General features: G+C 66.2%; 14 protein-coding genes. 8 read left to right on the top strand and 6 right to left on the bottom strand.

Annotated elements, in window-relative coordinates:
• Positions 1-71: 71 nt before the first annotated feature.
• Positions 72-2,765: a TonB-dependent receptor gene (locus tag ASE58_RS10910; protein ID WP_055820949.1), complete on the top strand. Its 2,694-nt coding sequence runs from the start codon at positions 72-74 to the stop codon at positions 2,763-2,765.
• Here ASE58_RS10910 and ASE58_RS10905 read toward each other — a convergent pair.
• Positions 2,735-4,027: an MFS transporter gene (locus ASE58_RS10905; protein WP_055820947.1), complete on the bottom strand. Its 1,293-nt coding sequence runs from the start codon at positions 4,025-4,027 to the stop codon at positions 2,735-2,737. The two genes, ASE58_RS10910 and ASE58_RS10905, sit on opposite strands and share 31 nt — an antisense overlap.
• Before the next feature lie 64 nt (positions 4,028-4,091).
• Between ASE58_RS10905 and ASE58_RS10900 the strand changes: the two genes are divergently transcribed.
• From ASE58_RS10900 to ASE58_RS10875, 6 genes are all read left to right on the top strand, one after another.
• Positions 4,092-5,234, top strand: a complete 1,143-nt coding sequence (locus tag ASE58_RS10900) for an ROK family transcriptional regulator (protein WP_235513586.1) — start codon at positions 4,092-4,094, stop codon at positions 5,232-5,234.
• 86 nt (positions 5,235-5,320) lie between these two features.
• Positions 5,321-7,831 (top strand): TonB-dependent receptor, encoded by a 2,511-nt coding sequence (locus ASE58_RS10895; RefSeq protein ID WP_055820942.1) that lies wholly within the window; start codon positions 5,321-5,323, stop codon positions 7,829-7,831.
• On the top strand, positions 7,828-8,769 hold the full coding sequence (locus ASE58_RS10890; protein WP_055821175.1) for a glycerophosphodiester phosphodiesterase family protein: 942 nt from the start codon (positions 7,828-7,830) through the stop codon (positions 8,767-8,769). Before ASE58_RS10895 ends, ASE58_RS10890 begins: the two co-directional genes overlap by 4 nt.
• A 100-nt stretch (positions 8,770-8,869) precedes the next feature.
• Positions 8,870-10,036 (top strand): mannonate dehydratase, encoded by a 1,167-nt coding sequence (gene uxuA / locus ASE58_RS10885; protein WP_055820940.1) that lies wholly within the window; start codon positions 8,870-8,872, stop codon positions 10,034-10,036.
• Positions 10,037-10,148: 112 nt separating this feature from the next.
• The gene (locus tag ASE58_RS10880) at positions 10,149-10,484 is read left to right on the top strand and encodes a hypothetical protein (RefSeq protein ID WP_055756816.1); all 336 of its coding nucleotides are present in this window, start codon (positions 10,149-10,151) and stop codon (positions 10,482-10,484) included.
• A gap of 65 nt (positions 10,485-10,549) precedes the next feature.
• Positions 10,550-13,486: a TIM-barrel domain-containing protein gene (locus tag ASE58_RS10875; RefSeq protein WP_235513585.1), complete on the top strand. Its 2,937-nt coding sequence runs from the start codon at positions 10,550-10,552 to the stop codon at positions 13,484-13,486.
• Positions 13,487-13,535: 49 nt separating this feature from the next.
• Here ASE58_RS10875 and ASE58_RS10870 read toward each other — a convergent pair whose 3' ends face one another.
• The 5 genes from ASE58_RS10870 to ASE58_RS10850 all read right to left on the bottom strand — a co-directional run bounded on the left by ASE58_RS10870 (position 13,536) and on the right by ASE58_RS10850 (position 23,316).
• Positions 13,536-14,900 (bottom strand): family 43 glycosylhydrolase, encoded by a 1,365-nt coding sequence (locus ASE58_RS10870; protein ID WP_055820934.1) that lies wholly within the window; start codon positions 14,898-14,900, stop codon positions 13,536-13,538.
• The gene (locus ASE58_RS10865) at positions 14,897-18,118 is read right to left on the bottom strand and encodes a glycoside hydrolase family 2 TIM barrel-domain containing protein (protein WP_055821172.1); all 3,222 of its coding nucleotides are present in this window, start codon (positions 18,116-18,118) and stop codon (positions 14,897-14,899) included. Before ASE58_RS10865 ends, ASE58_RS10870 begins: the two co-directional genes overlap by 4 nt.
• Before the next feature lie 40 nt (positions 18,119-18,158).
• Positions 18,159-19,685, bottom strand: a complete 1,527-nt coding sequence (locus tag ASE58_RS10860) for a tryptophan halogenase family protein (RefSeq protein ID WP_055821169.1) — start codon at positions 19,683-19,685, stop codon at positions 18,159-18,161.
• Positions 19,682-20,395 carry a DUF6445 family protein gene (locus ASE58_RS10855; RefSeq protein WP_055820932.1) on the bottom strand — a complete coding sequence of 238 codons (714 nt, stop codon included), beginning with the start codon at positions 20,393-20,395 and terminating at the stop codon, positions 19,682-19,684. Before ASE58_RS10855 ends, ASE58_RS10860 begins: the two co-directional genes overlap by 4 nt.
• A 101-nt stretch (positions 20,396-20,496) precedes the next feature.
• Entirely contained in the window at positions 20,497-23,316 is a 2,820-nt protein-coding gene (locus tag ASE58_RS10850; RefSeq protein ID WP_055820929.1) for a TonB-dependent receptor, read from the bottom strand.
• Between the two features lie 143 nt (positions 23,317-23,459).
• On the opposite strand from ASE58_RS10850, the gene ASE58_RS10845 reads away from it, so the two are divergent.
• Positions 23,460-24,197 carry a FadR/GntR family transcriptional regulator gene (locus ASE58_RS10845; protein WP_055820927.1) on the top strand — a complete coding sequence of 246 codons (738 nt, stop codon included), beginning with the start codon at positions 23,460-23,462 and terminating at the stop codon, positions 24,195-24,197.
• Positions 24,198-24,262: the final 65 nt, after the last annotated feature.

Raw genomic sequence — 24,262 nt, 5'->3', positions numbered from 1 at the left:
CCTAACCCATCTTCCGAGATAATGGCCGCACGAACGGCCGCGAACCGGAAGCGATAGGGAGAGGATACGGCATGTCACCCGTAAAGCGGTTCCGCCTGCTCAGCCTGGCCGGCTCGGCCATTTTTCTGACCACCACCCCGGCGCTGGCGCAAACCCCGCCGCCGACGGCCCCGGACGGTGCGGTACAGGATGCCGCGACCGCGACCGACGATGGCGAAATCATCGTCACCGGCCTGCGCGAAAGTTTGCGCCGCGCGACGGATATCAAGCGAAATGCCGACAATATCGTCGATTCGATCGTCGCCGACGATATCGGCAAGCTGCCCGACCAGAATATCGCCGAGGCGATCCAGCGTATTCCCGGCGTCACCATCTCGCGCGACAATGGCGAGGGGCAGTTCATCACCGTGCGCGGGCTGGGGCCGGCGTTCAGCACCGCGCTGTATAATGGCCGCATCCTTGCGACCGAAAATCAGGGGCGCGAATTCAGCTTCGACATCCTGCCCGCCGAACTCATCAACCGGGTCGATGTGTCGAAGACGCCGACCGCGTCGCAGATAGAGGGCGGGATCGCGTCGACGGTCGACATGTACACCGCGCGGCCGTTCGACTTCAAGGACGGCAAGGTCGCGCTGTCGGCACAGGCCAATTACGACAAGCTGCGCGGGCAATTTTCGCCGCAGTTTTCGGGGCTGGTCAGCAAGACCTTTGGCGGCGGAGACTTCGGGATCCTCGGCGCGTTTTCGTATATCGACCGCAAGATCGAGGGTAAGCGCATCTTCACCGACGGGTGGGAAGCGAACCAGAATCTCGATCTGAACAAGGATGGCACGCCCGAGTTTCGCGGCGTCTCCATTCCGACCTATGTCGAATGGGGCACCAACCGCACCAATCGCAAACGCATGTCGGGCCTGCTGACCGCGCAGTGGCGGGCGAGCGACGCACTGCTGGTGACGCTCGACGGCCTGTATTCGAAGCTGGACGTGAACGACGATAACAAGGTGTTCTTCGTCTATGGCGGGCCGGGTGACGTAACCGCCGCGACGGTCGACCAGAATAATACCGTCACCAGCTATACCGGCATCGCGTCCGGCCCCATGTTCACCAACCAGATTCGCCCGCGCCTTGCCACCACCTATCAGGCGGGTGCCAATCTGGCGTGGACGCCTTCCGACCGGTTGACCGGCACGCTTGATTTCTCCTGGTCCAAGGCGAAGGACGATACCGGCGGCAACCAGGCGTGGTTCGAGAGTAACCTGGCGACGCCCAGCTATTCGCCCGCTGCCGTGAAGTTCGCGATCGGGCCTGCGGGCATGCCGGTTTATACGGGCCTCGGCAACATCCTCGACACGTCGAACGCGAAGGCCGGGTTCCTGACCTATGAAGGCGTCAGCGTCGAGGACGAGATTTATCAGGGCAATGCGAACCTAAAGTGGAACGTCGACAGCGGCATCGTCCGGCGGATTTCGGGGGGCGTGAACGTTTCCGACCGCAAGAAATCGCGTTTCTCGTTCAAGACGCCCGATGCGCTGCAATGCCTGTATTGCGGGGCAGGCGTGTCGATCCCGTCGAGCGTGTTCACCGGGACGGCGGATGCCACCAACTTCCTCGGCACCGGCATGTTCGACAGCGCCTATCCGACCTATTCGGCCGCCGATCTTGCCAAATATCTGCTGAGCGATGCGGCGATCAACCAACTGGCCAATCCGGCGGCGGCGCGTGCGGCGCTGGCGGCGAATGGCGGCGGGTTCGGCGTCATTCCGGTGCCGGGCAATAGCGGGTCGGCGCAGGAACGCACCATCGGCGGCTATGTCGAGGCATCGTTCGGTGGCGACTTCGGGTCGCGGCCATGGAGTGGCAATATCGGGCTGCGCTATACCCGTACCGACGTCACCTCGCGCGGGGTCGGGCAGGAGATACTCGACATCACCACGCCGCAGGGAGGGGGCGATCCGATCGTGAACCTGTCGAACCCGCAGCCGATCACGGCCAAGGGGTCGTACAGCCAGTGGCTGCCCAGCTTGAACTTCAAGCTCGACGTGGCGCAGGACCTCGTGTTCCAGGCGGCGGTCGCCAAGACGCTGACCCGCGCGACGCTTTCGGACCTGCTGCTCATCCGCAACATCAACCCGCGCCCGCGCGAACGGGCGATCACCGACGGCAATCCGGGTCTGGAACCCATGATCGGGTGGAATTACGATGCGGCGCTGACTTGGTATCTCGACCGGTCCAGCTATCTGAGCGTCGCGCTGTTCGCCAAGGATTTGAGCAACATCTCCGAATCGACCACGACCACGATCCAGTTGCTGGGCCTCGATTTCCGCCGGACGCGGCCGGAAAATATCGGCAGCCGCAGCTACAAGGGTATCGAGTTTTCGGGGCAATATACCTTCACCGGGCTGCCCGCGCCGCTGGACGGGCTGGGGGTGCAGGCGAACATCAGCTTGGTCGATCCCGATGCGACGACCTACAACGCAGTCGCCTTTTATGAAAAGGGACCGCTCCAGGCGCGTATCGCGTATAATTACCGCAATGCGTACCAGCAGACCGAACAGGGCAATCGCGGCCAGCCGGTCAATGTCGATGCGTATGGCATCTGGGACGCGAGCATCAACTATGCGCTGAATGACAAGGTTACGCTGTTCGCGCAGGGGCTCAACCTGTTCAACGAAAAGACGTTTCTCTATTCGGTCTACAAGGAGCGGGTGATTTCGTTCGAAACCTATGGCCCGCGCTATGCGCTGGGGGTGCGGCTCAACTTCTGATCGGGCGGCGCGCGGAGAAACCATAGCGCCAGCAGGCACCCCGCGACCGGTAGCAGCAGGACGCTGCCCGCCAGCAGCGACCGGTCGTCGGAACCTGCCATCGGGGACGCCGTCATCGTGACGATCGTCGCCGAGAGCAGGTTTCCGACCGCGGCGGCCCCTTTCAGCACAGCGAGGAACAGGCCGACCGGGGTGGCTTCGTCCGCGGCGGCTTCCCCGGCGGGGCGGTGTACCGCAAGCGTCAGCATCGCCCAGATCGCGATGTTTATCGCGGCGAGCGCACCACCGAGCAGCAGGAGCAACAGCGTCCCGGCGATGCCGCGCGATCCGATCATCAGGCCGACCATCGCGACGACCGCCACGCCATGCCCGATCCGCGCGATCGCAGCCGGGGGCAGGCGGCGGGACAGCGCCATCCAGCCGGGCAGCGACAGCGACTGGCCCAGCGTGATCGTCGCGAGCGCAGGGCCCGCCCAGCCCGCATCCTGATGGACCGCCTGTCCGAAGAAGGGGAGCGTGCGCAGGAACAGTGGTACCAGCCCGGCCTGCACCGCGACGACCAGCAGCGTCCCGCGAAACGGTCGGTGGGCCCACAGCCCGCGCAGCCTGACGAGCGGTGACAGCGCGTGTGGCGCACGAGTCCGCCCGCCCAGATGCCGCGTCGCGACCAGCGCGGCGGCCAGCGTCATGGCATAGAGCGCCCCGCCGATCACCGCGCCGCTCGCAAAGGCGTCCTGCTGTGCGGCCGCACTGGCCGGCGCGAGGCTCCAGGTGGATGCAAGCGCGACGAGGCCCGCGCCGCACGCGCTGAAGATCAGGCGGTAGCCCGACACCGACGTCGCATCGGCGGGCGTCCGCGCCACCCGCACCAGCAGGGTATTGTGCCCGACGTCGCACAGCGAATAGCCGATGCGGCACAGCAGGATCGCCCCGGCGATCGCCAGCGGCCGGTCGAGGGCGAAGACCAGCCAGAACCCGATCGCGCACATCGGCGCACCCATGACGATCAACCGTCCCAACCGGTCGCCGCCGCCATGCGCATCGGCCCATAGCGCGATGCCGAGGTCGAACAGCGCGTCCCATAGCATCGCCGCCGCCAGCAATCCCCCGGCCAGCAGTGGTGGCAGCCCGGCGATGGTCACCAGGTAGAACAGCATGAAATTATCGAAGCTGGTCCACACCACGCTCTTGCCCAGATTGCCGAGGCTGTACCCGATTTTGGTCGGCAGGGACGATCGGGAAGGGGCGGCGGCGCTCTGCATGGACCCGGCCCCTACTGGCAGGCGATTTCATTTATTTGACACGCTGCAACTATATCGCGGCCGGATGACCCGCCCAAACCGACCGCCGATCCCGCTGAGCGAGCCGCAACGTCGCCTGTTGATGCAGTTGCGGATCGAAGGGGCTGCGCCGCGCACCCGGCTGGCACAGGCGCTGGGAATGAACGGGGCGTCGGTAACGCGATTGACGCAATCGCTGCTGGCGCTGGACCTGATCGAGGAACTGGAGACGCCGGAGGCGGTGGCGCGTGGCCGGCCGATGGTGCCGCTGACCGTGTCGGGGCGGGGCGGCTGGGCGATCGGCGCGACGCCGCATCTCGGCTGGCTGGAACTGGTGCTGGTGGATTTCCGGGGGCGGCCGCTGGTCCACGACACGACGCCGTTCGACAGCCCCGATCCGCGTGTCTTTGCGCAGGTCGTCGAGACACGGTTGCAGGCATTGGCAGCGACGCACGGTTTCATGCGCGGCAAGTTTCTGGGGCTGGGGGTCGCCGTGCCGGGCTATGCGTTGCCGGGCGATCGAAACCGCCGGGCGGTGGTCGACCGGCTGGCGGGGTGGGACGATGTGCCGCTGGCCGACATCATCGGCGACGCGCTGGGCATGCCGGTCTGGATCGAGAACGACGCGAGCGTTGCGGCGCTGGCCGAATATTACCAGGACGGGATCATCGGCCGCTATCGATCGGTGCTGACGCTGTTTCTGGGACATGGCGTCGGCGGCGGGTTGATCGCCGAGCGCGACCTGTTCCTGGGCGAACATGGCAATGCCGGCGAGGTCGGTCGGCTGTTTCCGGGGCAGGACGCGCGGCCGTCGGGGATCGACCTGCTCCGGACCCTGCGCGAGGCGGGGATCGACGTGGATTCGCTGGCGGACATCGACGCGCTGATGGAGACGCACCGCCCGGTGATCGACCGCTGGACCCGGCGGGTGATCGAACAGCTGGAACAGGCGGTGCTGAGCGGTATCGTCTGGCTGGACCCCGGCGCGATCATCCTGTCGGGTGCCTTGCCACTGCCATTGCTGCAGACCATCGCCGCGGGGCTGGACGAGATCGGTCGGCACCGCGACGAAAACTATCGCGCCGCGCTACCGCCGGTGCTTGCCTCGCCGATCGGGAGCAAGGCGGTGGTGATCGGCGCGGCGATGATCCCGATCCACGCCGTCACCGCGCAACACACCCCGGTGTGAGCGGGCGATTTAATTGCGTGTAAGCAAATAAAACTGTCATGCAACGCGACCAAGGGGCCTCCATCGAAATGACCGGGGGTTTACCAATGCACACCAGTTTCCACGGGGGCGTCGCGCTTATCGCGCTGCTCGTCAGTACCCAGACCGCCGCCGCGCAGACCGCGCAGACCGCGCCGGCGGCACCGACCACCACGGCCGAAGCCGCCGACAATGCGCCGCCTTCGGACATCATCGTCACCGGCTCCGCCCGCCAGCAGCGCCGGTTCGACGTATCCTATGCGGTCAATTCGCTTAGCCAGGCCGAAATCCAGAAGATCGCGCCCAAGAGCACGACCGACCTGATCGGCACGCTGCCCGGCATCCATGCCGAAGCGACCGGTGGCGAAGTGCAGAACATCACCCGCGTGCGCGGCATCCCGACCGATCGCGGGTTCCTGTATTACCAGCAGGACGGCCTGCCGCTGTTCCAGGAACTGGACGGTTATTTCTTCAACCAGGGCGACGGCATGAACCGCCTCGACCTGATGACCGACCGGATCGAGGTCGTTCGCGGTGGTCCGGCGCCGATCTATGCCAGCACGGCGGCGGCGATCGCCAATGTCATCACCGTCACCGGCACCGCGACCACGCGGGGCAAGGCGCAGCTGACGCTGGGCGATACCGGCCTTTACCGGCTAGAGGCCTATCAGGCGGGGCCGGTGTCCGACGACACCTATTACGCGGTCGGTGGTTTCCTGCGTCATCATGACGGCTATCGCGACTCGGGCTTTCCGTCGGATCGCGGCGGGCAGATCCGCGCCAATATCCGCCATGACCTGTCCAACGGGTTCGTGAAGCTGTCGGGGCAATATACCGACGACCACAATGTCTTCTACCTGTCGATCCCGACCGCCGATCCGCGCGATCCTTCGGTCAGCCTCGACAAATATATCGACTATTTCAACGGCACGTTGAACAGCCCGTCGTTGCGGCAGGTCAACATCAAGTATCGCGACGGCGCGGGCGTGATCCAGAACCAGCGGGGCGACCTGGCCAATGGCCGGCACCTCCGCTTCGGCAATGTCGCGCTGAATTACGAGGGTGATTTCGGCGACTGGCATGTGTCGGCGAAGGGCGGCGTGACGCAGGGCAAGCTGCATTTCGACGCCTTTTATTCGACGTCTAACCCGGTCGACGCGACGACGTTCGCCAACAACTTCCGTGCGGCGGCAACCACCGCTTTCGGGGCGAACGTCAGCCGGCTGGGCTACAGCGTCGCTGTGACCAACGGTGCGTCCGCCTATGATCCCGCCGCCGATTCCGGGCTGGTGATGCAGGCGCAATATCGTTCGATCGAAAACGATTTCCATTCGACGCAGGGCGACCTGTCGGTCACGCGCAAGGTCGACACCGGCTTTGGCAGCCACGACCTGCGCGCAGGCATCTACACGTCTTTCTGGGGCCAGAAGACGTTCAACGCGTATCAGAATCTGCTGGTCGAGGTGAAGTCGCGGCCGCGCACGCTGGACCTCGCCGCCTATGACGCCGCCGGCAACGTGCTGGGCTTCGTCACCGACAAGGGCGCGTTGGCGGAAGCATCGACGCTGGGCGGCGGCGCGGCCGACGGGCAGTTGATCGCGCTATACGGCACCGACACGTGGGACGTGACCGACCGGCTGCGCATCGATGCCGGGCTGCGGCATGAATGGTACAGCTATGACGGGTTCGGGCGGATCGCGGCGAACTATAATCTGGGCGATGCCACCACGCTGGCCGACAACAGCACCCGCGGGTTCACCGGCGCGATCGGTACGCTGAAGCTGAAGCAGCAGGCGACCAACTGGACGATCGGCGCCAATTACGACGCGACCGGCAACATCGGCGCGTATCTGCGCGCGTCGCAGCTGGAGGTGCCGCCCAACACCACCATCACGCTCACCTATCCGACGGCCGCGATCGTATCGACCAAGGCGAAGCTGTATGAGGCGGGCGTCAAGTTCGCGGCCGGGCGGTCGTACCTGTACGTCACCGGTTTCTATACGAAATTCGATCCGCTGAACGCCAGCTTCGCCGCGTTCAACCCGGCGACCGGCCGCGCAGATCAGGTGACGAACTTCATCGGCACCGCCGAGACGAGGGGGCTGGAGGCCGATGGGCAGCTGCGCGTCGCCGGGCCGTTCTCGCTTGCCGGATCGGTCACGTTCCAGAACCCGCGCTACCTGAACTTCAGCAGCAATACCGGCGCCGATGGCAGCCGGGCGAGCGGGAAGCAGATCATCCGCGAGCCCAAGCTGTTCCTGAACGTCCGTCCGACCGTTGACCTCGACGTCGGTGGGGCAGCGGTCAGCGTCTATGGCCGCTACGATTATGTCAGCCGGCGCTACACCGACTTCTTCAACAGCACCGCGCTACCCGCTTATGGCGCGTCCGGCCTTGGTGCGACGGCCACCAGCGGCGATTGGCAGGTGCAGGTCGTCGGCGACAACATCACCAACGCACATGGCTTTACCGAGGGCAATACGGCGGGCGACCGGTTCGGACAGGGCGTGCCGACCGCGATCTTCGGCCGGCCGCTGTTCGGGCGCAATTTCCGCCTGATCGTGAGCCGCAAGTGGTGATCCGGTCGCTGATCGCCACGCTGGCTGCCTGTATCGTCGCTTCGGCGGCACAGGCGGCCCCGGCCGACACCATGCGCCGCATCGGTGACCCCGGGGGTGGGATCATCGCGATCGCGCATCGCGGGTGCCATGCCGCGGCTCCTAGGCGCGGCCTTGGCACCGCGCCCGAAAATTCGCGGGCGGCGCTGCTGCGCTGTGCCGCGATGGGCGTCGAGGTGATGGAAACCGACGTCCGGCGCACCCGCGACGGGTATCTGGTGATGGTCCATGACGAAGGCGTCGACCGCACGACCGATGGCAAGGGGCGGGTCGCCGACCTGACGCTGGCCCAGATCCGCGCGCTGCGGCTGCGCGACGATGAAGGCGGCGCCGGCGCGCGGCTGACCGACGAGCGGGTGCCGACGCTGGACGAACTGCTGGCGCTGGCCAGGGGGCGGGTGGTCCTGAACCTCGACGTCAAGGACGCGATCTATGCCGAGGTGGTCGATGCTGTCCGCCGGGCGGGCGCCACCGACCGGGTGATCGTCAAGACCTTTGCCGGGATCGGGTCATCGCCGCTCGCGCCGATGGCGCCGTACGATAGGGTACCCTTTGCGATCATCCCGATCACCGGCGCCCCCCAGGCGGGCGACGTGCCGGCGATCATCGCCGCGCAGGCGCGAGGGCCGCGCAAGCCGATTGCGGTCGAACTGCCCCGCCTGCCGCTGGCGACGTTGCCCGCCAGCGTGGCGGCGGCGCGGCGGGCCGGCGTGACGGTGTGGGTCAACACCCTGTTCGAAGGCTTCGTCACCGACCTGGGCGGCGATGTCGAGGCGGCGCGCGATCCCGACGCGATATGGGGTCGGCTGGCGGACAGCGGCGTGCGCCTGATCCAGACCGACGCGGTCGAGGCGTTCATCGACTGGCGGCAGCAGCGGAGCCGATCGCCGCGCCGATAACGACGCCGGACAGGGGCGTCCATGCGGCGTCCCTGTCTTTTCGCCACGCCCACCGCGCGCTACGCCACGTATCGCCCGGTGGTTCGAAAGGCGAAGACCCATGTTGATGACCCAGACGATGCGGTGGTTCGGGCCGAAGGACCCGGTTCGCCTGCGCGACATTCGCCAGGCCGGCGCGACCGGCATCGTCACCGCACTGCACGACGTCCCGAACGGTGCGATCTGGGAACGCGACGCGATCGCTGCCCGCCGGGCGATGATCGTCGCGGCCGGCCTGGAATGGCGGGTGGTCGAAAGCCTGCCGGTCGCCGAGGGGATCAAGACCCGCTCGGCCGACTGGGACCGGCTGATCGACCATTATCGACAGAGCCTGACCCATCTGGCGGCGTGCGGCATCGATGTCGTCACCTATAACTTCATGCCGCTGCTCGACTGGACGCGCACCGACCTTGGCTGGGAATTGCCCGATGGCGCGCGGGCGCTGCGGTTCGATCCGGTGGCGGTCGCGGTATATGACCTGTTCATCCTGCGCCGGCCCGGCGCGGCGGCCGATTATCCGGAGGCGATGCGTGCGGCGGCCGAGGCCCACCATGCGGCGATGGATGCCACCGCGCGGGAAACGCTGGAGCGCACGATCCTTGCCGGCCTGCCGGGCAGCGAGGAGGGGTTCACATCCGCGCAGTTCCTGAGCGCGATCGAAACCTATGCCGGGATCGATGCCGCCCGGCTGCGCGACAACCACGTCGCATTTCTGGAGGCGGTATGCCCGCTTGCCGATACGCTGGGCATCCGGCTGGTCGTCCATCCCGACGATCCGCCGTTCCCGATCTTTGGCCTGCCGCGTGTGGTCAGTACCGAGACGGACGTCGCCGATCTGTTCGCGCGGGTGCCCCATGGATCGAACGGGCTGTGTTTCTGCACCGGATCGTTCGGCGTGCGTGCCGACAATGATCTGCCGGGCATGGTCGACCGGCTGGGTAGCCGGATCGGTTTCCTCCACCTGCGATCGGTCCAGCGCGAAGCGGGCGGTGCGTTTCACGAGGCGGAGCATCTGGACGGCGATGCCGACATGGCGGCGGTGATGGCGGCGGTCCACCGGCTATCGCTGCGCGAGGGGCGCAGTATCCCGATGCGCCCTGACCATGGCCACCAGATGCTCGACGATCTGCACCGGATCACCAATCCCGGCTATTCGCTGCTCGGGCGGATGCGCGGGCTGGCGGAGTTGCGCGGTCTGGAGCGTGGCATCGCCTATCGGGGCGGGTAGCCGGGACGCCCCGGCCGTCTGCGCATCGCGGCGCCTGGGGCAGCAGCTTTTCATAGGACGCGGCGGATTGCTTCGCTACAGGCGGGGAAAATCAAGGCAGTCAGATCGAACCATGGCACGACGTTCCAAGCAGGACCCCTACGACCATCTCCCGCAGGAGGACGACGCACCGCCCGCGCCGGTCCCGTGCTGGCTGTGCGGCCGCCCGACCGGCAAGACCATCGTCTGGCACCACCCGGTGCCCAAGAGCCGTGGTGGTCGCGACGTCGTGCCGATGCATCCGATCTGCCAGCAGACGGTGATCTCCAACTTCACCAATTCCGAATTGCAGCGCCATGGGATGGACGTGACGGGCCTGCTGGACAATCCGAACGTCCGCAAATTCGTCGATTGGGTGGCAAAGAAGGACCCGGACTTTACCGCGACGATCACCAAGAAGCAGCGCTGATCGCCCCCTTGGCATTCCGCCCCGCCGCGATAGGATGTATTATCTTATAAAAAGGGGCGGGGATGATGATCGGTCGAATGGCACAAGCCGCGTTGCTGGCGGGCGCGATGCCCGTGGCGATGGTCGGCGGGGGCGTGGCATGGGCCGCGGCGGCGGTGACGGCACCGACCGGACTGGATGTGAACGGCCATCCCAACGCCGTCCCGACCCTGCCATCCGGTGCGTTCGGCCATGTCCGGCTGCAAAACGGCGTGCAGCTGCGCGTGAACGGGGTGGTGAAGACGATCCTGTTCTATGGTCCGGCGACGGTGCGGATCAACAGCAATACCGGGCGCAACCACTGGACCGCCCGCAGCCTGGTCGTGCTCCCGCGGCCGGCAGACGTGCCGTTCACCGTGACCGAGGCGGCGGGGACCCTGACCATCGCGACCGCCAGATTGCGGCTGTCGGTCGACAAGCGCAGCGGCGCGACCAGTTTCTTCGATGCGGGTGGCAAGCTGTTCACGCGGGAGGATGCCGCGCAGCCGCAAACGGTGAAGCCGGTCACGATCGCCGACGCGCCGAGCTACGAAGCCGAAAACCGCTTCACTTTGCGCCCGGACGAGGCGATCTATGGCTTCGGCTTTACCGACGATGCGACGATCAATCGCCGGGGCACGGCGCTCGACCTGGTGCAGACCAATATCGGGATCATCATTCCGGTGATGGTGTCGAGCCGCCGATACGGCGTGCTGTGGGACAGCTATTCGCACATGCGCTTCGCCGACGACGCACGTGGCACGCGGTTATGGGCGGAAAGCGCGCCCGGCGGGGTCGACTATTATTTCATGGGCGCCGATACGATGGACGGGGTGATCCAGTCCTATCGCGCGCTGACCGGTGCCGCGCCGATGGTGCCGAAGCAGGCGTTCGGGCTGTTCATGAGCAAGGAACGCTATCCGACGCAGGACCGGCTGCTGGAGGTGGCCGAGACGTTTCGCCGCGAACGCTTCCCGCTCGATTACATCGTGCAGGACTGGCAATATTGGGGCGGCAACGACGGCAGCTGGAGCGGGATGACGTGGGACAAGACCCGTTTCGCCGATCCGGAACGCACCATCAAGCGCATCCATGACCTGAACCTGAAGCTGATGGTGTCGATCTGGCCATCGGTCGGCAACGATACCGCATTGGGCAAGGAACTCGACCAGCACGGGCTGCGCTTCGCACCGCTCCATTGGATATCGAAGCAGGCGCGGATTTATGACGCGTTCAGCCCGCTTGGCCGGCAGATCTATTTCAAGCATGCCAAGGCCGGGCTGCTCGACAAAGGCGTCGATGCGCTGTGGATGGACGGGACCGAGGTGGAGGTCAGCACCGCCATGCACGATGCGAAGGCGGCAGTGACCGATATCAAGTCGCTGGGCCGAAACACGCTTGGCAACTTCTCGCGCTATCTGAACGTCTATTCGCTGATGACGACGCAGGGCACCTATGACGGACAGCGCGCGAGCAGCGACAAGCGGGTGCTGACGCTGACCCGATCGGCGTGGGCGGGGGCGCAGCGGACCGCCGCCGCGTCGTGGTCGGGCGATACGCTGGCCAGTTGGAAGACGCTGCGTCACCAGGTTGCGGGCGGGGTCAATGTGACGGTGACCGGCAACCCTTATTGGACGCAGGATACCGGCGGCTTCTTCGTCGGGGGCTATGGCGGCGGGCATCGCAACCCGATCTATCGCGAGCTGTTCGCGCGCTGGTTCCAATATGCCGCGTTCAACCCGCTGATGCGGGTGCACGGCACCGACATCGAACGCGAGCCGTACCTGTTCAAGACGCTCGATCCGCAGGTCTACGCCTCGCTCCTTGGCGCGGTGAACCTGCGCTACCGGATGCTGCCCTATATCTATGCGAACGGCTGGCAGGTGACGGCCAACGGCTACACGCTGATGCGGCCGCTGGCGATGGATTTTCCCGACGATGCGCGGGTCCATTCGGTCAACGATGCCTTCATGTTCGGCGGGGCGCTGCTGGTCCATCCGGTGACGCGGGCGATGTACCGACCCGAACCCGAACCGGCGACGACCGTCCCGGCGAGTGCGCTGACGACGCCCGACGGGCAGCCGGGGCTGGCCGGCACCTATTTCGCCGACACGGCCTTCGAGAAGCCGGTCGGCAAGGTGATAGATGCGACGATCGACAAGCGCTGGCCCGCGCCGCCGCTGGAGGCGATGCCGCCGGGCCTTACCAGGCTCGACGACTTCTCGGCCCGCTGGGAAGGGATGCTGGAGGCGCCGGAGGATGGCGATTATGAGCTGGGCCTGCAGGGCGACGATGGCGTCCGCCTGTATGTCGACGGCCGCAAGCTGATCGAGGACTGGGCCAGCGGCCGCTCGCGCTACAGCAGCGCGAAGGTGACGCTGCGCAAGGGGCAGCGCGTGCCGGTCAGGATCGAATATTATCAGGGCACCGGCGAGCGTGACCTGCGCTTCGCATGGCGGCGGCCGGCGGAGCTGCGCGCGGCGGCGGCGAAGGCCAGCGGCGGGCCGGACCTGTCGGTGCGAACCTATCTGCCCGCCGGGGGCTGGTATGATTTCTGGACCAACGAACGCCTGTCCGGGGGGCGTGACGTCGCGCGCAACGTGCCGCTGGATATCGTGCCGCTCTATGTCCGGGCCGGGGCGATCCTGCCGCTGGGGCCGCTTCAGCAATATGCGACGGAAAAGCCCGATGCCGCGTATGAAATCCGCGTCTATCCCGGCGCGAACGGCGCGTTCACGCTGTATGAGGACGATAACGAGACTTATGCCTATGAGCGCGGCGCGCGTGCGACCTACACGCTCGACTGGAACGATGCGCGCCGGACGCTGACGATCGGTGGCCGACAGGGCAGCTTTCCCGGCATGACCGCCACGCGCCAGCTGAAGCTGGTCCTTGTCCGACCCGGCACGCCCGGCGGAACCGCCGACATGCCGGCGACGCGGACGGTGACCTATACCGGGCAGCCGATGACGGTACGATTCTAGCGCTGCCGGACGGGGCAGCGCAGGCAGCCGTCTGGGATTGCCGGCCTGCTCAGGGCAGGATCGTCCATTCCCAGACGCCGGCCCCGCGATCCTCGGTACGAAGCCGCAGATAGCGGGCGGTAACGGCGTGATCGAGCGTGATCGGCGATCCGCTGCGCGTCGCGGCCGCGACGATCGGTCGCCAGCGGCGGCCATCGTCGGACGCATCCACCGCGAAGCGATAGGGCCGGGTGGCATATTCGGGCCGGACCAGCGACCGGGCGACGGCCCGGCGCCGACCGAGATCGGCAATGACCTGTCCCGAGCCATCGGCAGGCGCGCGCCACAGCGTCGCGTAATTGTCGTCGGCGGCGCGGGACGGTGCGTTGCCGGGCGTGGTCTTGGTGCCGCTCGCCCGCCATGCCAGCCCGCGCGCACGGTGCGCGGCAAAGCCCACGACCGGCCCGCCATGGCCGGGCGTGACCCGTGCGATCGAACCATCGGCACGCAGCTCGATCGGGTCGACCGCGACCTGGCGCAGCACCGCATCGCCGCTTTGCGGCCATGGCAAAGCCTGTCGGTGATACAGGATGTAGCTCTGTGCGCCCGAACGGAAGATCGCGTGGTGACCGGGACTGACGATATCGCGCTCCCGGTGTGTTTCGAGGATCGGGCTGTTCGGGCTTTCGGTAAACGGGCCGAACGGCGTGGTACCGACCGCATAGCGGACCTTGTAGGTGTCCTTGGTCGTGTTGCCGTCGCTATAGGTCAGCAGGTAGCGCCCGCCGGCCTTCACCATGAACGGCGCCTCGAAATAGCCGCGCGGGGTGACGTCGCGCGGCGTGCCGTCGAACGTCACCATGTCGGGCTTCAGCCGCACGACGAAGCAGTGGCCGTTGACCCAGTTCAGTCCCGATCCCCAATAGAGATAGGCCTGTCCATCGTCGTCGACGAACGCTTCGGCATCGATCATGTGATAGGCCGGCGCAAAGTCGCGCGCGATCAATGGCTTGCCGCCATTCGCGTCGCGCCACGGCCCGGCGGGCGAGGGGGCGGTGCCGACCCACACCTCGCTGCCGACGGAGACGTACATGTACCAGCGTCCATTGGGCGCCTTCACGACCGAGGGGGCCCAGACCTTGGCATCGCCCGAGGTCGGACTGGTCGCGGCGCGCTTGGTCGGCCAGTCGGGCATCGAAAAGCGCCAGTCGCGGCCATTGTCCGATGTCCATAGGCCCAATCGGTCGTCGCCCCACGGATCGATCGTGGCAAAGACATACCACCGCCCGTCATCGTGCACGATCGAGGGATCGGCGAAATAGCCTGGCAGCAGCGGGTTGCCCGCGCCGGCCGCGTCCCAGCGCGGCACGTCGGCGGCCGGTGCCGCCCCGCCGAGCAGCGCGGCGGCCAGCACGATCAGGCGGCGGCGCATCATTCCTCCCCCGTCGCGCTGGCCGGGCGGGCCTTGTCGGGCGTGGTGCCGGTACCGGCGAATGGCGTCAGGAGGAAGGCGACGCGGGTCGGCACGGTGCCGATGCGATAGGCGGGCAGCGGCTTGCCGAACTCGCTCCACTGCGTATCGCCGCCGACGCCCCACTGCGCGGAATCGACCAGCAGCGTGACCTGATCGTGCGGCACGATATCGGTCGACTTCCACGTGCCCGGCGCATGACGATCGAGATCGGCATAGGGGAAGGCGAGCGCGTTCATCATCAGCGGCCGATCGCCCTGCACCCGCAGCCCGCGCCCGGCACCCGACAGCTCCATCCAGCGGACATCGACCTTGTTGCCCGTTTCCTGCGGACGGATGAAGTCGTGATTCTGTTCGGCGATGCGCCCGCGCCACAGCCCGATCGGGGCCGAATCCTTGCGGTCGACATAGCTTTCATGCGGCCCGCGGCCATACCATTCGACATCGGTGATGTCGGTCGGCAGGGCAAAGGCGAGCCCGACGCGGAACGGCGGGGGCAGGTCGGCCTTCAGGGGGGTCAGCGTGCCGTCGATCGCGACCGATCCATCGGCGGCCATCGCGTAACGCGTGTCGAACTGCGCCGCGCCATCGCCCAGGTCGTAGCGGACGGTGACCGTGCCGGCGTCGCGATCGGCGCGGATCGTCGCGACGCGGCGGGTGTCGCTCATCGCCTTCCACACGGCCAGCTGCTTTTCGGTGCCGATGCCGATGTCGTTGTCGGTCACCGCCCGCCAGAAATGGGGGGTGCCCCCGGTCGCCAGCGCGCGTCCGTCACGGGCATAGCGGCGGATCAGCCCGGTCTTGCGATCGATCTCCAGCGTCGCCGGCCCGGCGGTCAGGACAAAGGCGTCGCCGCTCTGGCGCAGCGCCGCGACCCCGGCGGGTGGCGCGACGGCAGCGGGGGTGGGCGAAAGCGCGAATTGTTCGAAACCAACCAGCGTGTTCGCCGGCACCAGCGGCACCGCCCCGTCCTTTGTCCGCACGTTGACGGTCACGAAATATTCGGCGTCCGCCCGGCGCGGGATGGCCGACAGCGGCAGGGCGATCGTCTCCGCCCGGCGCGCGGCGGTGGTGAGCGCGGGCATCACGCCCTTCGCGATCGACACGCCATTCTCGGTCACGTCCCAGTCGAGCACGAAGCCCGACAGGTCGCGGAAATCGTGGCGGTTGCGCACCGTGACCCGGCCGGTCGCCGGATCGAATCCGTCCAGCTGGACCGGGGCATAGGCTTTCCGGAGTTCGTACAGCTGCGGATTGGGGGTACGGTCGGCTTGCAGCAACCCGTCGCCAAACTCGATTTCACCCCCTGGATTGGGGCCGTATTCGCCGCCATCGCCCCAATAGCGACGACCGTCCTTGGTATAGCGGTACATCGACTGGTCGACCCAATCCCACACGAAACCGCCCTGCAGCTTTTCCGGATAGGCGTAGATCGTGTCCCAATATTCCTTCAGGTTGCCGCCCGACTGGCCCATCATATGGCTGTATTCGCACTGGATCAGCGGCTGTTTGAAGTTCCAGTTCCGCGCATAGTCGGCGAGCTTCACCGCCGGATCGTACATCGGCGCATAGATATCGGCATACCAGTTGGGCCGGTGGTCGTGGATGCCGTCCCACGTGCCCCAGCCGAGATAGCTGACCAGCCGGTTCGGGTCGCGCGCCTTTGCCGCTGCGGCGGCAGCTTCGAAATTGGGGCCGATGCCCGCTTCGTTGCCCAGCGACCAGAAGATGATCGAGGGGTGGTTCTTGTCGCGTTCGACCATGTTGGTCACGCGGCTGACATGCGCGTCGCGCCACGCCGGATCGAAGCCGATCTGCAACCGGCCGCGTTCGTCCGGATGCTTGTTGGCGTAATCCATGTACGCGTGGCTCTCGATATTCGCTTCGTCCATCACGTACAGGCCATAACGGTCGGCCAGTTCGTAGAGATACGGGTCGTTCGGATAATGCGAGGTGCGGATCGCGTTGATATTGTTGCGCTTCATCAGCCGGATATCGTGCTCCATCGATTCCCGGCTGACGACGTGGAAGGTTTCGGGGTCGTGTTCGTGGCGGTTTACACCGCGGATCGTGATCGGCTTGCCGTTCACCGATACCAGCCCGTTCTTCATCTCGACCGTGCGGAACCCGATCCGGCTAGAGGTCGACTGGAGGATCCGCCCTTGCGCATCATATAGCTCGACCAGCAGCGTGTAGAGATTGGGCGTCTCGGCGGTCCACGGCTTCACCCCCGGCACCTTTCCGCTGAGGGTGACCGTACGTTCGGTCTTGCCCGCGGGCACCGCTGTCCGCCCCTCGATCACCGTGCGATCGCCGTCGAGCAGGACATAGCGCGCGCTGGTCGCCGCCCCCGGCGTCACCGCCAGATCGACCGCGAGCATGCCATCCCGATAGGCGGCATCCAGCCCGGCATGGACGAAGAAGTCGCGCACCCGCGTGGCGGGCGCCGCCATCAGATAGACTTCGCGCTCGATCCCCGACACGCGCCAGAAATCCTGGTCCTCCAGATAGCTGCCGTCCGACCAGCGGATGACCTGGATCGCGACGACGTTCCTGCCCGGCTTTACGAACCGGGTGACGTCGAACTCGCTCGGCAGCTTCGAATCCTCGGCGTATCCGACCTTCTGCCCATTGACCCAGACATAATAGGCCGCACCCGCCGCGCCGATATGCAGCACCACGTCGTCGCCGGCCCAGCCCGCCGGCAGCGTGATGTCGCGGCGGTACGATCCGACCGGATTGGTCGCATGCGGGATCAGCGGGCGATTGGCGGGAAAGGGATAGGTGATGTTGTTGTAGCGCGCTTGGTCGTACCCCTCGGTCTGCCACATGGCCGGCACCTTGATGCTCTTCCACTGAGACACGTCATAGTCGGGACGTTCGAACCCGGCGGGCACGTCGGTCGTGTTGGGCGAGAAGGCGAATTTCCAGTCGCCGTTCAGCGACAGGAACCGTTCGGACTTGGGACGGAGCCCGACCAGCGCCTTTTCCCGGCTTTCGAACGGGAAAGCGGTCGCCCGCGCCGGCATCCGCCCGACATAGTTGACCGCCGGATTTTCCCAGTCTGGGCGGCTGGCATCGACCTGTACCGGATCGACCCGCGGCGCGTCGCTCTGCGCCGATGCGGACCCGGCAACGGCCATCGCCACGGCGGCGGCACCGATCCTCAACATGGTACGCATCGACTTCTCCCCATTTTCGAACATTATGCAGGTCATGGCGTCACGCGCGCTGCCCGGTGGCGGCGGTGCAGTGGCGGGCGATAAAGGCTTCGTGCGGCGGCATCTGTGCGGCGGCGGCGGCGACGACCGCGCCGATCCGCTGCAACCGCGCGGCGGCGGCATCGATCGGCATGGCATCGGCCAGCGGATCATGGGTCGCTGCGGTCAATCCCTGTCCGTCCATCACCGCCAGCCAGCTCGTCTTGGTGAACAGTTCGTCGCCCTCGCGATAGACCCGGCCGGTGCGGGCATAGATGGCGAGGCGCTCTGCCAGCGTGTCGGGGATCGGGCGCGCGGCCTGATCGCGCCAATAGGCGGTGTCCCGCCGGGCGCTGGCATGGAAATGCAGGATCACGAAATCGCGTACCTGATCGAACTCGGCCGCCATCAACCGGTTGTAGCGCGCGCTGTCGGCCAGGTCGCAGGCCCGCGTCGGCAGCATTTCCAGCAGCCGCGCGATGCCCGCCTGCACCAGATGGATCGAGGTGGATTCGAGCGGTTCGAGGAACCCGCCCGACAGCCCCAGCGCGACGCAATTGCCGATCCAGAACCGGTCGCGCCGTCCGGTGCGGAAGCGGATGGGACGGGGATCGGCCAGCGCCTTACCCTCTAGCCCGGCGAGCAGCGTCGCCGCCGCCTCGTCATCCGACACATGCGCGCTGGAATAGACATAGCCGTTACCGGTGCGATGCTGCAGCGGGATGCGCCATTGCCATCCGGCATCGCGCGCGGTCGATCGGGTGAACGGGCTGGGCGGGCCGACATTGGCGCTGGGCACCGCGACGGCGCGGTCGTTGGGCAGCCAGTGGCTCCAGTCCTCGAACCCCGCGCCCATCGCTTCGTCGATCAGCAGGCCGCGAAAGCCCGAACAGTCGATAAAGAAGTCCGCCTCGACCCGGCCGCCATCGGCGAGCACCACCGCGTCGATGAAACCGCTCGCCCCGTCGCAGACGACCTCGACGATCCGCCCCTCGCGCCGCACCACGCCTGCCGCCTCGGCACGGGCGCGCAGGAAGCGGGCATAGAGTCCGGCGTCGAAGTGAAAGGCATAGCCGATCTGGGCGAGCGGCGTGTTGCCCGGCTGCGGTCGCTGGAACCGGCCCGCGCGCGCGGCGGCGGTGCAGATCGAATAATCGGCCAGCGGCCCGGCCTGTCCGGCGGCACGCAGGCGACGCCACATCGCCTCGAACGGGACCGCACCCGCATCGATGCCATAGACGCCGAACGGGTGGAAATACCGGTGCCCGACCTGGCCCCAGTCGTGGAAGTCGATGCCGAGCTTGAACGTCCCCTGCGTCGCCCGGACGAAATCATCCTCGTCGATGCCGAGCATCGCGTTGAACGCCTGTAGCGGCGGGATCGTCGCCTCACCCACGCCGATGGTGCCGATCTCCTCGGACTCGACCAGCGTGATCGCCGGGCCGTGCGGCCCCAATACGCGCGACAGCGCGGCGGCGGCCATCCAGCCGGCGGTGCCGCCGCCGACGATTGCGATCCGGCGCAACGGGCCGTCGGCGCGCGCGCTCATGCCGGGGTCCGGCATTGCAGGAAGAGGTTGCCGGTCAATCGCCCGCATCGCGGATCGGCGGCATCGGCCGGCAGCGTGGTGATCGCGCCCGAATGGAGCAGCGCCGCGCGGTACAGGATCAGCCGGTCGGGGGCGGCGTCGATCGTGTCGATCGCCTCGAACGGACCATCTTCGCCAGCCGGATAGACAGCGGGCATCGCGGCCAGTTCAGCATCCAGCGCTGCGCGATAGGCGGGCAGGCGATCGGCATCGATCGTCTCGAACCCGGTCGCGCGGTGGCGGAAGAAGCGGGTGCCGTCGCCATTGGTCGCCGACAGGAAATGGACCGTCGCGAATTGCAGCTGGTCGGCGGAATCGACATGCGGCACGCGTTGGTCGGGGACCAGCGCCTCGGGCGGCAGCGTGACGAGCGAAAAATTGCCTCGCGCGCGGGCGGGCCGGACCGGCGTGCCGGTGAAATGCGCGGCGATCAGCGGCAGGACCATGCGGACCATCGCATTGACATAGGCGGTCGGCGCGGGACCGAGCAGGCCGGGATAGAAGCTGCCGACGCTATCCGCCGGCGCGAAGGTGGATCGGGTCGCAGCGAAATCGACCAGCGCGTCACGTTGCCCGGTCGCGCGATCGATGACGACCACCGGCTCGCGTTCGCGGCCGACATGGCGAACGGTGACGACGGGCGGGGCGATGGCGATCGGAACGGACGACATGCAATAACCGATAGACCAAAAAGGGCCGGCGTGGCGAACCACGCCGGCAGGGAGGGACAGGGTTGGCGACGGGACGCGACAGGTGTCCCGCCGCCCGATCCTCAATAGGTCGCGCGCAGCGACAGGCCGAAGCGACGGTCGTTCAGCTGATACTGCAGCGGCGCCGATGGCGTGCCGATATAGAGCACGTTCATGCGGTTGTTCAGGTTCACGACGTCGGCCGACACTGCGACATGTTCGTTCAGATTGACGCTGATCGACGCATCGAGCGAGGCATAGGGCTTGGCGAACTGCCCCTGCCCATTGGCGCCGCTGCCCGTCGTTTGTTCGAGGTAGCTCGACCGGCCGTTATAGGCGAGGCGGGCGGTCACCGGACCCTTTTCGTACAGGCCGATCAGATTGTAGCTGTGCTTCGACAGCTTCTCGAGCGGCAGGGTCGAGGGCAGGTTGTTGCTCGACGACGAGAACGGATTTTCGACGTTGGAGTCGACATAGGTGTAATTCGCCTGGATGCCGAAGCCGCTGAGCAGTCCGGGCAGGAAGTCGAAGAACTGCTGATAGCCGGCTTCGAGACCCTTGACCGTGCCGTCACCCGAATTGAGCGTTGAATTGACGTTGTACTGCCGCCCGCCATAGGTGCCGATGAAGCGGCCGCTCGACAGGAAGCCGTTGACCTTCTTGTAGAACAGACCTGCGGTCAGCGATCCGGTCGGTGCGAAATACCATTCGGCGGTCAGGTCGAAGTTATCCGACTTGATCGGCCGCAGGAACGGGTTGCCCGAATTGGCGAAGGGCAGTCCGTTGTTCGGATCGACCTGGTTCGGGTTCTGCAGCGTCACGTTGGTCGACAGCACGTCGAAGTTCGGCCGCGCCACCCCCTTCGAATAGGCGAAGCGCATCTGGAACTGGTCGGTGAAGCGGGCGCGGATGTTCATGCTGGGCAGGACATTGGTATAGTCGTTGCCGAGCGAGATCGGCGTGAAGCTGCCGTCATTGTTGAACTGCGTACCGACCGACGTGGTGCGTGTCTTGACGATCCGCACGCCGGCACCGCCGTCGAAGCGAACGCTGCCGAGTTCGAAGGCGTAGTCGGCGATGCCCCATGCGGTATAGGTCTTCTCCGTCTGGCGATTGAGGTCGCCCGGCGTGAATGCGTCCTTCGTCTGGGCACCGAACAGGGCGTAGAGCGCCTTGGTCTGTTCCCACACGCCCTTGCCGGCCGGAAATGCCGGATAGAGGATGCCGCCGGTGACCGAGTTGCCGTCGAACCAGTTCTTCGACGGCCCCTTCATCGCCAACTGCGGGAAGCGGCTGAGCGGGATCAGCGCCGCGCCGGCGGGCACATCGCTGGCGCCCGGTGCATAGTCGCGAAACAAGCTGACGCCGTTCCACGTCCCGCGCAGGTCGATGCTGTTGTCGGAATAGCGCGCACCGCCACGCAGCTTTTCGAGGAAGCCGCCTTCGAAATCATATTCGATGTCGTACGCGAGCGCGAGCGTTTCGGCATCGTTGCGCTGAAGCGAGTCGGCGATGAACGGCAGCGAATAGTTCGCCGGGTTGTTGAGTACCGACGGGTCGGTGACGTTCCAGCGCGGATATTTGCCGCGCAGGTCGAACACGACGGTCGACGGGTGCGGGGCGACGGTGCCGCCATATTGCCCGGTCGCGTTCTGGTTGGTGCGGTTATACAGCGACAGGACGTGGCCGTTGCGGTCGGCATTGTAATAGGACGTCAGATACTGGACGTCGAAATTGACCTTTGCCCGGTCGGTCGCCTGCCAGCCGACATTGAACGTGTAGTTCTGGCTGGCGCTCCACAATTCCTGGTCGAAACGGCCGGTCTCAAAGGTCTGCGGCGACAGCGAGCCGCTGGTCGCATAGCCGTCCTTGTTGAAGGTGAAGGCCGCACCCGGCGTCGGCAGCGTATTGTACTGCGTTACCTGACCGGCAGAATTGTACTGGTTGCCCGGCAGGTTGTTGAAGTCGTAATAATAGGCGCCGGTACGGTTGAACCAGTATTTCGTGCCCTGATACTGCGCGGTGACCAGCACGGCATCGCTTGCCTGCCACTGCACGGCGGCGGCGATGCCGAAGCGCTTGCGGTCGCCCTTGTCGTCATAGACTTCGAAACCATACGGGATCTGCGCATTGCTCGGCGCATTGGCGATCGACCCCGGGCGCGATTCACCGAACGGCCCGGCCAGCAACCCGTCCTGGCGATAATGGCTCTTCGAATAGACCGCGTTCACCAGGAAACCGATTTCGCCGATGCCGGTGTCGTAGCGGTTGCTATACAGGCCCGAAACCGCATAGCCCGGCTTGTCGACGCGGTCGTAATAGTTGCCGCGCGCGGTCATGCTGATGACCTGGCCCGCCGAATCGAACGGCCGACGCGTGCGCAGGTTGACCGCGCCGCCGACGCCGCCTTCGATGATGTTGGCCGGCGCATTCTTGTAGACGTCGATGCCCGAGAGCAGTTCGGGCGGAATGCCTTCGAGGTCGAAGGCGCGGCCGCCCGATGCCGAATAGACCGCGCGACCGTCGAGGAAGTTCTGCACCTGCGTCAGGCCGCGCACGGTGACCGCCGGCTGGGTACGGTGATCGAAATCGGTGGCGCCTTCGCCATAGCGGCGCTGGATCTGCACACCGGTGATCCGCTGCAGCGCTTCGGTGGTGTTGACGTCGGGCAGCTTGCCGATGTCCTGGGCGCTGACCGAATCGACGATCTGGTTGGAATTCTGCTTGATCGCCTGTGCCGAACGCAGCGAGGCCCGAACGCCGGTGACGACGATATCGTCCCCGTTCTGGGCGGCGTCATCGGCCGGCTGTGCGGCGGCCGTCTGTGCCGAAGCGGTCGCGGCAAATCCGCCGACCGACATGACCGAAACCCCCGCCAACAGGGCGCACCTGATCGCTTTCATATTCCTCTCCCCCTTGTCTGTGCCCTGAATCGAGCCTTGTCTGACATATTACCGTATATCATTTGACTGACAATATGAAATCGAACGGTCGACGGACGCGATGCTTTCGGCCAAGATCGCCGAAACAAGGGAGAGGCGCCGACATGGCGGTACGTAAGGGTGGGCAGCCGGCGAACGTCGCGCTGGCACGCAGGATCGGCGTGGCGATCGTCACCGGCCGGCATGAACCGGGCAGCGGACTGCCGGGTGAGATCGACCTGGCCGAACGGTTCGAGGTTTCGCGCAGCGTGATTCGCGAGGCGCTGCGGATGCTGGCGGCAAAGGGGCTGGTCGAAAGCAAGCCCAAGGCCGGGACCCGCGTCCGCGAGCGGCAGGCGTGGAACCTGCTCGATCCCGAACTGCTCGGCTGGATGTTCGAGGGGGAGCCGCCGCCGCTCGCCTTTGTCCGCAGCCTGTTTCAGTTGCGGATGATCGTGGAGCCGGCGGCGGCCGAACTGGCGGCGGTATCGCGGACGTCGCGGCAGTTGACCCGCATGGGCCACGCACTGGAGGAAATGGCGACGCTCGGTCTCGACAGCGAGGCTGGTCGTGCGGCGGACCAGAGTTTTCACGCGACGATTCTGGAGGCGACGGGCAACGAACTGCTGGTCAGCCTGTCGGCAAGCATCGCCGCGGCGGTGCGCTGGACCACCTTCTTCAAATATCGCGCCGGTGCGCCTCGCGATCCCGTTGCCGAGCATCAGGCACTGTTTGAGGCGATCGCGCGCAGCGATGGTCCGGAGGCACGCGCCGCAACTGAAACGCTGGTCGAACTGGCGCGTCAGGATACGGAGCGGGCGATGGCCATCGCGACCGGTGATGAAAATATGTCGGGCAAATAGGGTCCGACACCGTTGTCGGAACGATCAATCACTTTGAATGCGGCTTCTTTTCTGCAATTGTCTGA

The sequence above is a fragment of the Sphingomonas sp. Leaf9 genome, assembly GCF_001421355.1.
Classification (GTDB): Bacteria; Pseudomonadota; Alphaproteobacteria; order Sphingomonadales; family Sphingomonadaceae; genus Sphingomonas.
The sequence above is the reverse complement of the archived record's forward strand: the minus strand, read 5'-3'. Positions and strand labels throughout refer to the sequence as shown.